Origin of the sequence: Sulfitobacter sp. 1A12779, assembly GCF_043557315.1 — a bacterium.
GTDB classification, from domain to species: domain Bacteria; phylum Pseudomonadota; class Alphaproteobacteria; order Rhodobacterales; family Rhodobacteraceae; genus Sulfitobacter; species Sulfitobacter faviae.
On record NZ_JBIFFU010000009.1, the window covers coordinates 39840 to 52105 of the forward strand.

General features: G+C 64.3%; 14 protein-coding genes. 11 read left to right on the forward strand and 3 right to left on the reverse strand.

Translation table 11 applies throughout. The annotated features are described in order from the left end of the window. The first annotated feature begins 27 nt into the window (after positions 1-27). Genes ACGYLQ_RS11960 through ACGYLQ_RS11970 form a run of 3 tightly spaced genes read left to right on the forward strand, consistent with a single transcriptional unit; the run spans position 28 to position 2378 of the window. Positions 28-1215, forward strand: coding sequence for a GNAT family N-acetyltransferase (locus tag ACGYLQ_RS11960; RefSeq protein WP_394443170.1), 1188 nt, complete (start codon positions 28-30; stop codon positions 1213-1215). Then, positions 1212-1520 carry a 4a-hydroxytetrahydrobiopterin dehydratase gene (locus ACGYLQ_RS11965; protein ID WP_209218515.1) on the forward strand — a complete coding sequence of 103 codons (309 nt, stop codon included), beginning with the start codon at positions 1212-1214 and terminating at the stop codon, positions 1518-1520. Before ACGYLQ_RS11960 ends, ACGYLQ_RS11965 begins: the two co-directional genes overlap by 4 nt. 12 nt (positions 1521-1532) lie before the next feature. Beyond that, positions 1533-2378 carry a mechanosensitive ion channel family protein gene (locus ACGYLQ_RS11970; protein ID WP_394401907.1) on the forward strand — a complete coding sequence of 282 codons (846 nt, stop codon included), beginning with the start codon at positions 1533-1535 and terminating at the stop codon, positions 2376-2378. 76 nt (positions 2379-2454) lie between these two features. On the opposite strand, the gene ACGYLQ_RS11975 is transcribed toward ACGYLQ_RS11970, so the two are convergent. Continuing rightward, positions 2455-2943, reverse strand: coding sequence for a peroxiredoxin (locus ACGYLQ_RS11975; RefSeq protein ID WP_209218513.1), 489 nt, complete (start codon positions 2941-2943; stop codon positions 2455-2457). Positions 2944-3031: 88 nt separating this feature from the next. Between ACGYLQ_RS11975 and ACGYLQ_RS11980 the strand changes: the two genes are divergently transcribed. The 8 genes from ACGYLQ_RS11980 to ACGYLQ_RS12015 all read left to right on the forward strand — a co-directional run bounded on the left by ACGYLQ_RS11980 (position 3032) and on the right by ACGYLQ_RS12015 (position 10633). Further along, positions 3032-4237 carry an NAD(P)/FAD-dependent oxidoreductase gene (locus ACGYLQ_RS11980; protein ID WP_394443171.1) on the forward strand — a complete coding sequence of 402 codons (1206 nt, stop codon included), beginning with the start codon at positions 3032-3034 and terminating at the stop codon, positions 4235-4237. Further along, entirely contained in the window at positions 4234-4791 is a 558-nt protein-coding gene (gene rsmD / locus ACGYLQ_RS11985) for a 16S rRNA (guanine(966)-N(2))-methyltransferase RsmD (protein WP_394443173.1), read from the forward strand. The genes ACGYLQ_RS11980 and rsmD overlap by 4 nt, the downstream gene beginning before the upstream one ends. Before the next feature lie 128 nt (positions 4792-4919). Then, positions 4920-6182, forward strand: a complete 1263-nt coding sequence (locus ACGYLQ_RS11990) for an imelysin family protein (protein WP_394443174.1) — start codon at positions 4920-4922, stop codon at positions 6180-6182. 64 nt (positions 6183-6246) lie between these two features. Continuing rightward, positions 6247-6495, forward strand: coding sequence for a bacterioferritin-associated ferredoxin (locus ACGYLQ_RS11995; protein WP_394443176.1), 249 nt, complete (start codon positions 6247-6249; stop codon positions 6493-6495). After that, positions 6492-6977: a bacterioferritin gene (bfr, locus tag ACGYLQ_RS12000; RefSeq protein ID WP_136720255.1), complete on the forward strand. Its 486-nt coding sequence runs from the start codon at positions 6492-6494 to the stop codon at positions 6975-6977. The genes ACGYLQ_RS11995 and bfr overlap by 4 nt, the downstream gene beginning before the upstream one ends. A 52-nt stretch (positions 6978-7029) precedes the next feature. Then, positions 7030-8571 (forward strand): di-heme oxidoredictase family protein, encoded by a 1542-nt coding sequence (locus tag ACGYLQ_RS12005; protein ID WP_394443177.1) that lies wholly within the window; start codon positions 7030-7032, stop codon positions 8569-8571. Beyond that, positions 8571-9557, forward strand: coding sequence for an imelysin family protein (locus ACGYLQ_RS12010; RefSeq protein ID WP_394443179.1), 987 nt, complete (start codon positions 8571-8573; stop codon positions 9555-9557). The genes ACGYLQ_RS12005 and ACGYLQ_RS12010 overlap by 1 nt, the downstream gene beginning before the upstream one ends. Then, positions 9557-10633 carry a DUF1513 domain-containing protein gene (locus tag ACGYLQ_RS12015; protein ID WP_394443180.1) on the forward strand — a complete coding sequence of 359 codons (1077 nt, stop codon included), beginning with the start codon at positions 9557-9559 and terminating at the stop codon, positions 10631-10633. The genes ACGYLQ_RS12010 and ACGYLQ_RS12015 overlap by 1 nt, the downstream gene beginning before the upstream one ends. A gap of 28 nt (positions 10634-10661) precedes the next feature. On the opposite strand, the gene map is transcribed toward ACGYLQ_RS12015, so the two are convergent. Both map and sfsA read right to left on the reverse strand, forming a co-directional pair. Continuing rightward, a complete protein-coding gene (map, locus tag ACGYLQ_RS12020; protein ID WP_271688803.1) occupies positions 10662-11492 on the reverse strand; it encodes a type I methionyl aminopeptidase in 831 nt (276 codons plus the stop codon). Between the two features lie 51 nt (positions 11493-11543). Further along, the gene (gene sfsA / locus ACGYLQ_RS12025; RefSeq protein WP_394443181.1) at positions 11544-12251 is read right to left on the reverse strand and encodes a DNA/RNA nuclease SfsA; all 708 of its coding nucleotides are present in this window, start codon (positions 12249-12251) and stop codon (positions 11544-11546) included. Positions 12252-12266 lie beyond the last annotated feature (15 nt).

Below are 12266 nucleotides of genomic sequence, written 5' to 3' on the forward strand. Positions count from 1 at the left end.
ATAGGACCCAAGGCAGGCAAGGCTCAGATGAACGCGCAGGAAATCGAGATTACCGTGGTGCCGGAATTGGCGCAGATCGGCCAAGAGGATTGGGACGCCTGCGCCTGTCCCGAGGCCGCGGATGGGGGCCGTCCGCGCGACCCTTTCACCACCTATCGCTTCCTTTCGGCGCTTGAGCGCAGCGGCTCGGTTGGCCCCGGCACCGGCTGGCAGCCGCAGTATCTGGTGGCGCGGATCGCGGGCCAAGTGATTGCCGTCGCGCCGATGTATGCCAAATCGCACAGCCAAGGCGAATATATCTTCGACCACAACTGGGCCCATGCCTATGAGCGCGCGGGTGGGCGCTATTACCCGAAACTCCAGATCGCGGTGCCGCATACCCCCGCCACCGGGCGGCGTTTTCTGCTGCGGCCCGGGTTCGAAGAGGCGGGCACCGCCGCGCTGGTTCAAGGCGCGGTGCAGCTGACCGACAACAACGCGCTGTCGTCGCTGCATGTGACCTTTTGCACCGGGGGCGAAGTCGCGCGTGCCGAAGAGCTTGGCCTGATGAGCCGCAAAAGCCAGCAGTTCCATTGGCACAACCGTGACTATGCGGATTTCGACGGGTTCCTCGCCAGCCTGTCCTCGCGCAAGCGCAAGAACATTCGCAAGGAACGCGCGCAGGCGCAGGATTTCGGCGGCACGATCCATACCTTCACCGGCGACCAGATCGAGCCGGAACATTGGGACGCCTTTTGGCAGTTCTACCAAGACACCGGCGCGCGGAAATGGGGCTCACCCTATCTCACGCGGGACTTCTTTGACCATGCGCAGGAAAATCTGCGCGAAGATATCGCATTGGTGCTGGCCGAACGTGATGGGCACTGGGTGGCCGGGGCGCTCAACTTCATCGGGCGCGAGACGCTCTTTGGCCGCTACTGGGGCTGTACCGAACACCACCCCTTTTTGCATTTCGAACTGTGCTATTATCGCGCCATGGATTTCGCCATCGCCCATGGGCTTGCCCGCGTTGAGGCGGGCGCGCAGGGCGAACACAAGCTCGCGCGGGGCTATTTGCCTTCGCCCACATGGTCGCTGCATTGGATGCGCGATCCGGGCTTTGCCGCCGCCGTGGGGGAGTATCTGCAGGCCGAACGCGACGCCGTGGACGAAGAGATCAGCGTGCTGACCGACTACGGACCTTTCAAAAAGACGACGATCGAGGAACAAGAATGACCGAGAGATTGAGCATCGAAACCCGCAAGACCCTGCTTCAGCCGCTGTTCAACACGGGCTGGGAGATGGTGGAAGGCCGGGATGCGATCCACAAGACCTTCAAGTTCAGTGATTTCGTGGATGCCATTGGCTGGATGACAAGGGTAGCAATCTGGGCGGAAAAATGGAATCACCATCCGGAATGGAGCAACGTTTACAACCGGGTGGAGGTAACGTTGATCACCCATGACGTGGATGGGCTCAGCTCGCTCGATGCGAAGCTGGCGCGTAAGATGGATGGTCTCTTTGGGGCCGGCAAAGACTGACGGAGAGACCGGATGCAAGATTTGTTTGAAACCGAGTTGTGGCAGGGCAAGACAGTTGCCGATCTGCTGACGCTGGAGTTCTTGGCCAGCGCGGCGGGATCGGTGATCGCCGCGATTGCCATTTTGCTGCTGGGGTGGATCATCTCCAGTTGGCTGCAACACCGGGTCGAGAATCTGGGCAAGCGGCACAAGCATCTCGATGAGATGCTGTTCGAATTCCTCGCCTCCATCGTGCGCTATGTGGTGCTGGGCTTCACTGTTCTGTTCGTGCTCAACACTTTCGGGGTCAAAACGACCTCGGTCGTGGCAGTCATCGGTGCCGCGGGTCTGGCGATTGGTCTGGCCCTGCAAGGCACCCTGTCGAACGTGGCCGCGGGCGTCATGCTGATCCTGTTCCGCCCGATCAAGATCGGCGATTTCGTTGTGATCGCGGGAGAGATGGGGACGATCAAACAGATCAACCTGAACTACACGGTTCTGGCCGATCTCAGCAACGTGCAGGTCATCGTGCCGAACTCTGAGGTTTGGGGCAATGTGATCACCAACTATTCGGTCAACCCGACGCGCCGGGCGGAGTGGACCTTTGGTGTGGGCTATGGCGCGAACCTCAAGACCGCCGAGGATATCATCCGCAGCACAATCATGTCGGATGAGCGCGCGCATACGGATCCCGAGCCCTTCATTCAGGTGAACAACCTCAACGATAGTTCGGTAGATTTCCTTGTGCGGGTCTGGTGCAGCGCCGATGATTACTTTGCCTTCAAGGCCGATATGACCCGCAAGGTCAAAGAGGCGCTGGATGAGGGCGGGGTGGATATTCCCTTCCCCACGCGTACCATTGTGCAGGCTGCGGAATAGGCTTTCGTGACTGCGGCCCTTCGTGGGGCACCCCTATCAGTAAACGCCCGGCCAATTTGGCCGGGCGTTCGTGTTTTTACATATTGTCCAGCAGCGCTTCGCCGCCGGAAATCTCGCAGGTGCCTGCGCTTTCTTCGGGCTGCCAGAGCGTGACCTTACCGTCCTCGACCAGCATCGCATAGCGTTTGGACCGGCCCACCAGCCCGGCGCCTTCGGCGTCAAACTCCATGCCGATGGCGCGGGTGAACGCGCTGCTCGCGTCGGCGAGCATGGTGATCCCGGCCTCGGTTGCGCCGGTCGCCTCGCCCCAAGCCTTCATCACGAAAGGATCGTTGCAGGAAATGCAGATCACCTCATCCACGCCCTTGGCGTCGAACTGATCCTTGGTGCGCACGAAGCTGGGCACATGGGCAGAGTGGCAAGTCGGCGTGAAGGCGCCTGGCACGGCAAAGATCACCACTTTGCGGCCTTTGACCTTGTCGGCCATCTGCACCGGCTCGGGCCCGTCGGCGCCCATCTGAACCAGTTTCGCGTCCGGCAGTGTCGAACCTTGAGAAATCGTCATGGGATAGCCTCTCCTGTCATTGCGGTTGTCTTGGGGCCAGATATAGGCTTTGACCGCGACTGAGACCAGATCAATCGGGGGATGGCAGATGCAGCATGTGGTGGTGATCGGAGCCGGGCAGGCGGGGGCGTCATGCGTGGCGAAGCTGCGGAGCGACGGGTTCGAGGGGAAAATCACCCTCATCGGCGCCGAGCCATGCCCCCCTTACCAACGCCCGCCCCTGTCCAAAGGCTACCTGCTGGGGGATATGAGCCAAGAGCGTCTCTTGCTCCGGCCCGAGGCATTCTACGCCGATCAGGGGATCACGCTGAAAACCGACTGCCGCGTTACGGCGATTGATCCCGAGGCGCGGGTGCTGAGCACCTCCGACGGCGCTGTCGCCTATGACGAACTGGTGCTGACCACTGGCTCGACCCCGCGCCGCTTGCCCGCCGCGATCGGCGGGGCGTTGGAGGGTGTCTTTACCGTGCGCGATCTGGCGGATGTGGATGCCATGGCCCCGCGTTTCGTCAAAGGCGCGAAGGTGCTGATCGTCGGCGGCGGTTATATCGGGCTGGAGGCGGCGGCGGTCGCGGCCAAGCTGGGGCTTGAGGTCACGCTGGTGGAAATGGCCGACCGCATCCTGCAACGGGTCGCGGCGCCGGAGACCAGCGATTATTTCCGCGCCCTGCACGAAAGCCACGGCGTGCGCCTGCGCGAAGGCGTGGGGCTGGAGCGGCTCTCGGGTGAGGGCCATGTCACCGGCGCACGGCTGAGCGACGGCACAGAGATCGCCGCCGATTTCGTCATCACCGGCGTCGGCATCGAGCCCGACATCGCGCTGGCCGCCAGCGCGGGGGTCGAGATCGACAACGGCATCAAGGTCGACGCGCAGGGCCGCACGAACCTGCCCGGCATCTGGGCGGCGGGGGACTGCACCTCATTCCCCTATCGCGGCGGGCGCATCCGTCTGGAAAGCGTGCCGAACGCCATCGATCAGGCCGAGGTCGTGGCCGAAAACATCCTCGGCGCGGGCAAGGAATACATCGCCAAACCGTGGTTCTGGTCTGACCAATATGACGTGAAACTGCAAATCGCTGGGCTAAACGCAGGCTATGACCGCGTCGTCACCCGCCGGGGCGCGGGCAGTGCGTCCTTCTGGTATTACCGCGGTGAGACTTTGCTGGCGGTCGATGCGGCGAACGATCCACGGGGCTATATGGTCGGCAAACGGTTGATTGAGGCGGGCAAATCGCCCGACCCTGCCTTGGTCGCGGACCCCGAGGCGGACCTCAAGGCGCTGCTGCGGGCATGAGGATCATCGCTGGGAAATACCGGGGCCGCCCGCTGGCGGCACTTGGCAAGGGCGACGCCGGGGCGCATCTACGCCCGACCTCGGACCGGGTGCGCGAAAGCCTTTTTTCGATGCTGACCCATCACGACGTAATCGAAGGCGCGCGGGTGTTGGACCTCTTTGCAGGCACCGGCGCGCTTGGGTTCGAGGCGCTGTCGCGCGGGGCCGCGTCGGTTTGTTTCGTCGAGAATGGCCGCAGCGGGCAGCGGCTGATCGGGGAGAATATCCGCAAGCTGGACACGGTGGCGGACACGCAACTGCTGCGCCATGATGCCACGCGGCTGGGGCCGTGGACGCAGGCGGCTTTTGATCTGGTCTTTCTCGACCCGCCCTATGGCAAGTCCATGGGGCAAAAGGCGCTTGCCGCGGCGGCCGAAGGCGGCTGGCTCACCCCCGGGGCGATGGTCGTTTGGGAGGAAAGCGCCCCCATGCAGGCGCCTGAGGGATTCGCCCGGATCGACACGCGCAAATATGGCGATACCCATGTGACCCTGTTGGAAAGGGCCACCAACTAACGGGGTTCCCCAGGTTCAGCCCGCCTGAGGTTGTACCTTGTATTTTCCGACAAAATAAGTCACCTATTGCCCGAAGGCCCGATACGCCCTGTGTCGGGACCATGGTGATTTTCAAGGAAGGACATCCGATGCGCCTCAAAGCGTCCACGGCCATTGCGCTGATCACATTCGCCGCCGCCCCGGCATTCGCCCAAGGCAAGGCCGAGGTGCTGGACACCTATGCCGACATCGCGCAGGCCGGATACGAAGACAGCCTGACCACCGCGCAGACCTTGCAAGCCGCCGTCGAGACGCTGATCGCCTCCCCCTCTGCCGAGGCGCTTCAGGCCGCGAAAACCGCATGGCTGGCCGCCCGCGTGCCCTACCAGCAGACCGAGGTGTTCCGCTTTGGCAACGCCATCGTCGATGACTGGGAAGGCAAGGTAAACGCATGGCCGCTGGACGAAGGTCTGATCGACTATGTCGACGCCTCCTATGGCGGTGAGACGGATGAGAACCAGCTGGCGGTCCTGAACGTCATCGCCAAACCGACCTTCACGCTCGGCGGGGAAGAGGTGGACGCCACCGAGATCACGCCCGAACTGCTCGAAGGGCAGTTGCATGAGGCGGGCGCGGTTGAGGCCAATGTCGCCACCGGCTACCACGCCATCGAATTCCTGCTCTGGGGCCAAGACCTGAACGGCACCGACCACGGCGCGGGCGACCGTCCTTGGACCGACTACGCAGCGGGTGACGACTGCACCGGCGGCAATTGCGACCGCCGTGGGCAATACCTCAAGGCCGCCACCGATCTTTTGGTCAGCGATCTGGAATGGATGGCCGGGCAATGGGCCGAAGGCGGTGAGGCACGCGCCGCCGTGCTGGCCGACGAAGACGCCGGGATCGACGCGATCCTGACCGGCATGGGCTCGCTCTCCTACGGCGAACAGGCCGGGGAGCGGATGAAGCTGGGCGTCATGTTGAACGACCCCGAGGAAGAGCATGATTGCTTCTCGGACAACACCCACAACAGCCACTACTACGACGGGCTGGGCGTGCGGAATGTCTATCTGGGCGAATACCTGCGCGTCGATGGGCGTGTGGTCTCGGGCGCGTCGCTGTCCGATCTGGTGGCCAGTGCCGATGCCGGCGTCGACGAAGACCTGCGCGCCAAGCTGAACGCCTCCATGGTGGAGCTGGGCCAGATCAAAACCGCCGCCGAAGCGGGCTTCAGCTATGACAAGATGCTTGAGCGCGGCAATGCCGAAGGCGAGGCGCTGATCATGGGCGCGGTCGACGCGCTGGTGAACCAGACCCGCGCCATCGAACGCGCAGTGACGGCTCTGGGCGGTGACGAGATCGCCTTTGAAGGCTCCGACAGCCTCGACGCGCCGGAGGCCGTCTTCCAGTAATCCTAAACTTTCCCCCGGGCCGCGCGTGTCGCGGCCCGGGGCCAGCCAAGGAATACGCAACACCATGATTGTTTGTCACTGTCAGAACATCACCGATCGCGACATCAACAATGCCATCGACTGGATGCGCGCCTCTGACGCACGCACGGTCATCACGGCCGGTAAAGTCTACCGCGCCTTGGGCAAAGCGGCCGATTGTGGGGGCTGCATGCCTCTGTTCTTGTCTACCATGCGCGGAAATGGCAACTTTTCCGTGCCGATGCTGACAACCACTCTACGTCAGGCGAAACCAAACAAGGAGACAGGTTCATGAAGGGCGACGACAAGGTCATCGAATATCTCAACGCGGCATTGCGCAGCGAACTGACGGCGGTCAGCCAGTATTGGCTGCATTACCGCCTGCAAGAAGACTGGGGCTATGGTCGGCTTGCCGATAAATCGCGCGAGGAAAGCATCGAAGAGATGAACCACGCCGACAAGCTGATCGAGCGGATCATCTTCCTCGAAGGGCACCCCAACCTGCAAAAGCTGGACGCGCTGCGCATCGGTGAAACGGTCAAGGAATGTCTGGAGGCCGATCTCGCCGCCGAGCATGAGGCCCGCACCCTCTATATCGAAGCGCGCAATCACTGCGATCAGGTGGGCGATTACGTCTCGAAGAACCTGTTCGAAGAATTGATTGCCGATGAGGAAGGGCATATCGACTTCCTCGAAACCCAACTGGCGCTTCAGGCGGAACTGGGCGAGGCCGTCTATGGTCAGCTTCAGGCCAAACCGACAGACGACAGCAAGTAACCGCGACAGGCAGGCCCGGTTTCGGGCCTGCCGCTTATCCAAGGCATTCCCCATGCGATTCCTCATTCCGATGCTCACGGTGGCCGCCGCGAGCATGGCCGCCGCCGCTCCGCAAGCACTGGAGGAACCGCATCTAAAGGTGATCCCCCGCACCGCGGAAGAGGCCGCCCGGATCGCCAAGGTCACCGCCCCCGCGACCGAATTCGACGAGCCCGAACCCTTTGAGACGAACCCGGCAGGGGCCGCCACGGTCAGCCCGCGCGGCAATGCCGATGCGTTTTCGCTGCCCTCGGGCAATATCCCTTTCGAGCGGGAGTTGGATTTCAAGGTCGGCAACGGGCTGTTCAAGAAACTCTGGGTCTCTTCCCCCTCGTCGACGCTGGCCTCTGACGGGCTGGGGCCGCTCTTCAACGCGCGTTCCTGCCAGCGCTGCCACCTGAAAGACGGGCGCGGCCACCCGCCCGAGGGGCCTCAGGATGACGCGGTGTCGATGTTCCTGCGCATCTCGGTCCCCACGCCCCCCGAAGAGGCGATGAGCGAGATCGAGGCCTTCCTGCTGTCGGTTGGCGACAAGACACCGCGCACGCGGCCCGATCCGGTCTATGGCGGGCAATTGCAGGATTTCGGGGTGGCGGGACATCCGGCGGAGTACCGTCTCGGCGTGCGTTATGAGGAGGTGGAAGTCGCCCTGTCGGAGGGGGAGACCGCCAGCCTGCGCCGCCCGAGCTACAGTGCCAAAGACCTCGGCTATGGCCCCTTGGCCGAGGGCGCGATGCTCAGCCCCCGCGTCGCCCCGCCGATGATCGGCTTGGGCCTGTTGGAGGCGATTCCGGCGGCAGATATCTTGACACTGGCCGACCCGGAGGACGCCGATGGCGATGGCATCTCGGGCCGGGCGCAGATCGTCTGGTCCTTTGAACATGCGCGTCCGATGCTGGGCCGTTTCGGCTGGAAAGCCGGGGCGCCGACGATCCGCGAGCAATCCGCCAGCGCCTTTGCAGGCGACATTGGCATTTCCTCCCCCATTTTCGACGCGGCATGGGGCGATTGCACGGCAGAGCAGACCGCCTGCCGCGCGGCACCCCATGGGGATGGTGACGACCGTGGCACCGAGATCGACGCCGAAGGGCTGGATCTGGTGACCTTCTACAGCCGCAACCTTGCCGTGCCTGCCCGCCGCGATGTCGGCGCGCCTGAGGTGCTGCGCGGCAAGGCGGTGTTCCATGAGGTCGGCTGCACCTCCTGCCACCAGCCGAAATTCGTGACCGAACGGTTGGAGGACCAGCCCGAGCAGAGCTTTCAGCTGATCTGGCCGATGACCGATCTTTTGCTCCATGACATGGGCGAAGGGCTGGCCGACAACCGCCCCGAGGGCCGCGCGAACGGGCGCGAATGGCGCACCGCGCCGCTCTGGGGCATCGGCTTGACCGAGCAGGTCAACGGCCATACCCAATTCCTGCACGATGGGCGCGCGCGGTCGCTGCTCGAAGCGGTACTCTGGCACGGTGGCGAAGCACAGCCCGCCCGCGATGCCGTGGTCGACATGCCCAAAGCCGACCGTGACGCCCTGATCCGCTATCTGGAGAGCCTCTGATGCGCAGCCTGCTGACCGCCACATTCCTTCTGACTGCCGCCCCCGCCCTCGCCGGGGTGGAGGAGGTGATCCAAGATCACGCGCTGCCCGGCACCGCCCGTTTCGCCTCGGCCACGGCGGCGCTTGATACGGCGGCGCAGGCCGATTGCACCGATGCCGCCCTGCGCCCGGCCTATCAAGAGGCCTTCGACGCATGGATGGGCATCGCGCATCTGACCCTTGGACCGCTAGAGGAAGACGGGCGCGGGCTGGCCATCGCCTTCTGGCCCGATACGCGCGGCATGGTGGGGCGCAGCGTGGCGCGGATGGTGGCCGACGAAGACCCGATCGCGACAAGCGGTGATTACGCCGAAGTCTCCATCGCCGCGCGCGGGCTCTTTGCGCTGGAACGGCTGCTTTATGACGAGGATTTCGCGGGCTACGAGGCTGACAGCTATAGCTGCGCACTGGCCCGCGCGATGGCAGCAGATCTGGCGGAACTGGGGCGGGAGGTCGACACCGCATGGCGTGAGGATTTCGGCGCCAGGCTGAGCAGCGCAGGAGAGGCGGGTAATGACCGTTTCCTCAGCCCGCGCGAGGCGTCTCAAGCGCTCTACACCGCCCTCGCCACCGGGTTGGACTTCGTCGCGGACCAACGTCTGGGCCGCCCGATGGGCCGTTTCGACGCCCCCAAACCGCAGGTGGCCGAGGCGCGCCGTTCGGGCCGCAGCCTGCGCAATGTGGTCCTGTCGCTCGAAGCATTGCACGGACTGGCCGACACGCTGTCGGACGCGCCCACCCCCAAGACCGACGCCACATTCGACCGCGCCTTGAGCGCCGCGCGCGCGTTGGAAGACCCCGTTTTTGCCGGGGTGGCCGATCCGATCAGCCGTATCCGGGTCGAGGCGCTGCAAAACGATCTGCGCGCCATTTCCGAGGCGGTGGGGGCAGAGATCGCCCCGGCGCTTGGCGTCTCGGTCGGGTTCAACTCGGCGGATGGGGATTGATGCCCTCGCGCCGCCATTTCATCGCCGGTCTCGCCGCCGCGTCGAGCCTGCCGGCGATGGGTTGGGCCGCCGCCGGAAGCCCCGTCTACCTTGCCGCCGCGCGTGACCCTTCGGGGGCCTATGCGCTTTTTGGGCTGGATGGGACCGGCCACGACATTTTCCGCATTCCGCTGCCCGACCGGGGCCATGCCGCTGCCGCCCATCCCACCGCGTCCGAGGCGGTCGCCTTTGCCCGCCGCCCGGGCCGGTTCGCGCTGGTGATCGACTGCGAAAAGGGCCGTCTGGCCCATCGGCTCGACGCGCTGGAGGGGCGGCATTTCTACGGACATGGGGCGTTTTTGCAGGGCGGGGCCATCCTCGCCACCAGCGAGAATGACATCGGCAGCGGCGAAGGGCGCATCGGCCTGTGGTCCCGCGCCGATGGCTATGCCCGGATCGGAGAGATCGCCTCGGGCGGGGTCGGCCCCCATGAAATCCGCCGCTGGTCTGAGGATGTGCTGGTCGTGGCCAATGGCGGCATCCGCACCCATCCCGACAGCGGGCGGGAGAAGTTGAACATCGACGTCATGCGGCCCAATCTGTCTTATGTCAGCCTCTCGGGTGAGGTGCTTGAGCAGGTTTCGCTGCCTGATGACCTGCATAAGAATTCGATCCGGCATCTGGCCTTGGCGCCGGACGGGCAGGTGGCTTTTGCGATGCAATGGCAGGGGGAGCCGGGCGACGGCGTGCCGCTGCTGGGTCTGCATCGTCGCGGGGAAGACCCGATCTTGGCCGAAGCCGATCTGGCCGAGCAAATCGCGATGCAGGGCTACGCGGGCAGCGTGGCATTTGCTGCCGATGGCGGAGCCGTTGGGATCACCTCACCGCGCGGCGGGCGGCTGCATGTCTTTGACAACAAGGGTGCATTCCTCGCCAGTCATCGCCGCGCCGATGTCTGCGGGCTGGCACCGGGCCGGGGCGGCTTTGTGGCTACGGATGGGCTGGGCGGTATCCTGTCGCTGCAAGAGACCACGCTGTCGCGGCTGACCACGGCCAAACGGGCGTGGGACAATCATTTGGTTGCCATCGACGCATAGGCGGGCGGGGGCCGTGCCCCCGCCGCATTTAGTCGGTCTTGTAGGTCGGGTGGAACAAACCACCGGGCGAGAGGGTGAAGATCTCCACCCCGTCTTCGGTCACGCCGACCGAATGTTCAAACTGTGCCGAAAGGGATTTGTCGCGGGTGACGGCGGTCCAATCGTCGGCGAGGGTCTTAGTCTCGGCCCGGCCAAGGTTCACCATTGGCTCGATGGTAAAGAACATGCCCGGCTCAAGCACCGCACCGGTGCCGGGGCGGCCATAGTGCAGCACGTTAGGCGGCGCGTGAAAGACCTGTCCAAGCCCGTGACCGCAGAAGTCGGTCACGACCGACATGCGGTGGCCTTCGACAAATGTCTGGATCGCGTGGCCGATGTCGCCAAAGGTATTGCCCGGCTTCACCGCTTCGATCCCGCGCATCAGGCTGTCGTGGGTCACGTTGATCAGCCGCTCGGCCTTGCGCGACAGTTTGCCCGCTACATACATGCGGCTGGTGTCGCCGAACCAGCCATCGACGATGACGGTCACGTCGATGTTCAGGATGTCGCCGTCTTTCAGCTTCTTGTCGCTGGGGATCCCGTGGCAGACCACATGGTTCACCGAGATGCAGCTGGCGTGTTTGTAGCCCTTGTAGCCGATGGTGGCGGATTTCGCCCCGGCGGCGTTGACCTTCTCTTCGATCAGGCGGTCCAACTCACCGGTGGTCTGACCGGGGAAGACATGCTCTGCGATCTCGTCGAGAATGGTGGCGGCGAGACGGCCCGCTGCCTGCATCCCGGCATGATCGGAAGGCTCGTAAATGCGAATGCCGTCGCGCGTCTGGCGGCCTCGGTGTGCGTTGTTCACCGCTCTCTCCATGCTTGTGTTCGCTCCTACTTAACGTGGCTTTCGGGCGAGGGCCAGAGCGGCTCAGCCCGCGAAGGGGATCGGTTGCGCCAGTGTGACGGCTTGGGGCGTGATATGGGTGCCGACGGCGTAGATTTCCAGCCCCGCCGCCCGCGCGGCTTGGGAGGCGGCGGCATAGGTCGGGTCGATATCGGCGGCGAGACGCATCTGGGTGCAATCGGTGCGCTGCACCAGATAGAGCAGCACGGCGCGGTGCCCGGCCTGCGACATCCGCGCCAATTCGCCCAGATGTTTCGCCCCGCGCGCGGTCACGCTGTCGGGAAACTCGGCCAGCCCGGTTTCGCGTGACAGGGTGACGGATTTCACCTCGACATAGGCATCGGGCAGGCCATCGCCGCTGAGCAGGAAGTCGATGCGGGAGTTTTCGCCGTATTTCACCTCGGGCCGCACCTCGGTATAGGCGGCGAGCGGGGCGACCTCACCCGCGATCAGCGCCGCCTTCATCGCGCGGTTGGGCAGGGCGGTGTCGACGCCGGTGAAATGGCCGTTTTCATGGTCCACCAACCGCCAGCCGTAGTTCAGCTTTTTCTTCGGATCGTCGTTCGGCTCCAGCCAGATGCGGCTGCCCGGTTCCGCCATCCCCATCATCGAGCCGGGGTTGGCGCAATGGGCCACCACCTCTTCGCCCGTCTCCTCCAGCCTGCAATCGGCCAGAAAGCGTTTGTAGCGGCGGATCAGCCGGGCGGGGACAAGTTGGGTTTGAAAGAGCATGGGGCGCGGCCTATA

What these genes read in the sequence shown, in the direction of transcription:
- ACGYLQ_RS11960 (WP_394443170.1), top strand. Translation starts at nt 28, where the DNA reads ATGAACGCGCAGGAAATCGAGATTACCGTGGTGCCGGAATTGGCGCAG.
- ACGYLQ_RS11965 (WP_209218515.1), top strand. Translation starts at nt 1,212, where the DNA reads ATGACCGAGAGATTGAGCATCGAAACCCGCAAGACCCTGCTTCAGCCG.
- ACGYLQ_RS11970 (WP_394401907.1), top strand. Translation starts at nt 1,533, where the DNA reads ATGCAAGATTTGTTTGAAACCGAGTTGTGGCAGGGCAAGACAGTTGCC.
- ACGYLQ_RS11975 (WP_209218513.1), bottom strand. Translation starts at nt 2,943, where the DNA reads ATGACGATTTCTCAAGGTTCGACACTGCCGGACGCGAAACTGGTTCAG.
- ACGYLQ_RS11980 (WP_394443171.1), top strand. Translation starts at nt 3,032, where the DNA reads ATGCAGCATGTGGTGGTGATCGGAGCCGGGCAGGCGGGGGCGTCATGC.
- rsmD (WP_394443173.1), top strand. Translation starts at nt 4,234, where the DNA reads ATGAGGATCATCGCTGGGAAATACCGGGGCCGCCCGCTGGCGGCACTT.
- ACGYLQ_RS11990 (WP_394443174.1), top strand. Translation starts at nt 4,920, where the DNA reads ATGCGCCTCAAAGCGTCCACGGCCATTGCGCTGATCACATTCGCCGCC.
- ACGYLQ_RS11995 (WP_394443176.1), top strand. Translation starts at nt 6,247, where the DNA reads ATGATTGTTTGTCACTGTCAGAACATCACCGATCGCGACATCAACAAT.
- bfr (WP_136720255.1), top strand. Translation starts at nt 6,492, where the DNA reads ATGAAGGGCGACGACAAGGTCATCGAATATCTCAACGCGGCATTGCGC.
- ACGYLQ_RS12005 (WP_394443177.1), top strand. Translation starts at nt 7,030, where the DNA reads ATGCGATTCCTCATTCCGATGCTCACGGTGGCCGCCGCGAGCATGGCC.
- ACGYLQ_RS12010 (WP_394443179.1), top strand. Translation starts at nt 8,571, where the DNA reads ATGCGCAGCCTGCTGACCGCCACATTCCTTCTGACTGCCGCCCCCGCC.
- ACGYLQ_RS12015 (WP_394443180.1), top strand. Translation starts at nt 9,557, where the DNA reads ATGCCCTCGCGCCGCCATTTCATCGCCGGTCTCGCCGCCGCGTCGAGC.
- map (WP_271688803.1), bottom strand. Translation starts at nt 11,492, where the DNA reads ATGGAGAGAGCGGTGAACAACGCACACCGAGGCCGCCAGACGCGCGAC.
- sfsA (WP_394443181.1), bottom strand. Translation starts at nt 12,251, where the DNA reads ATGCTCTTTCAAACCCAACTTGTCCCCGCCCGGCTGATCCGCCGCTAC.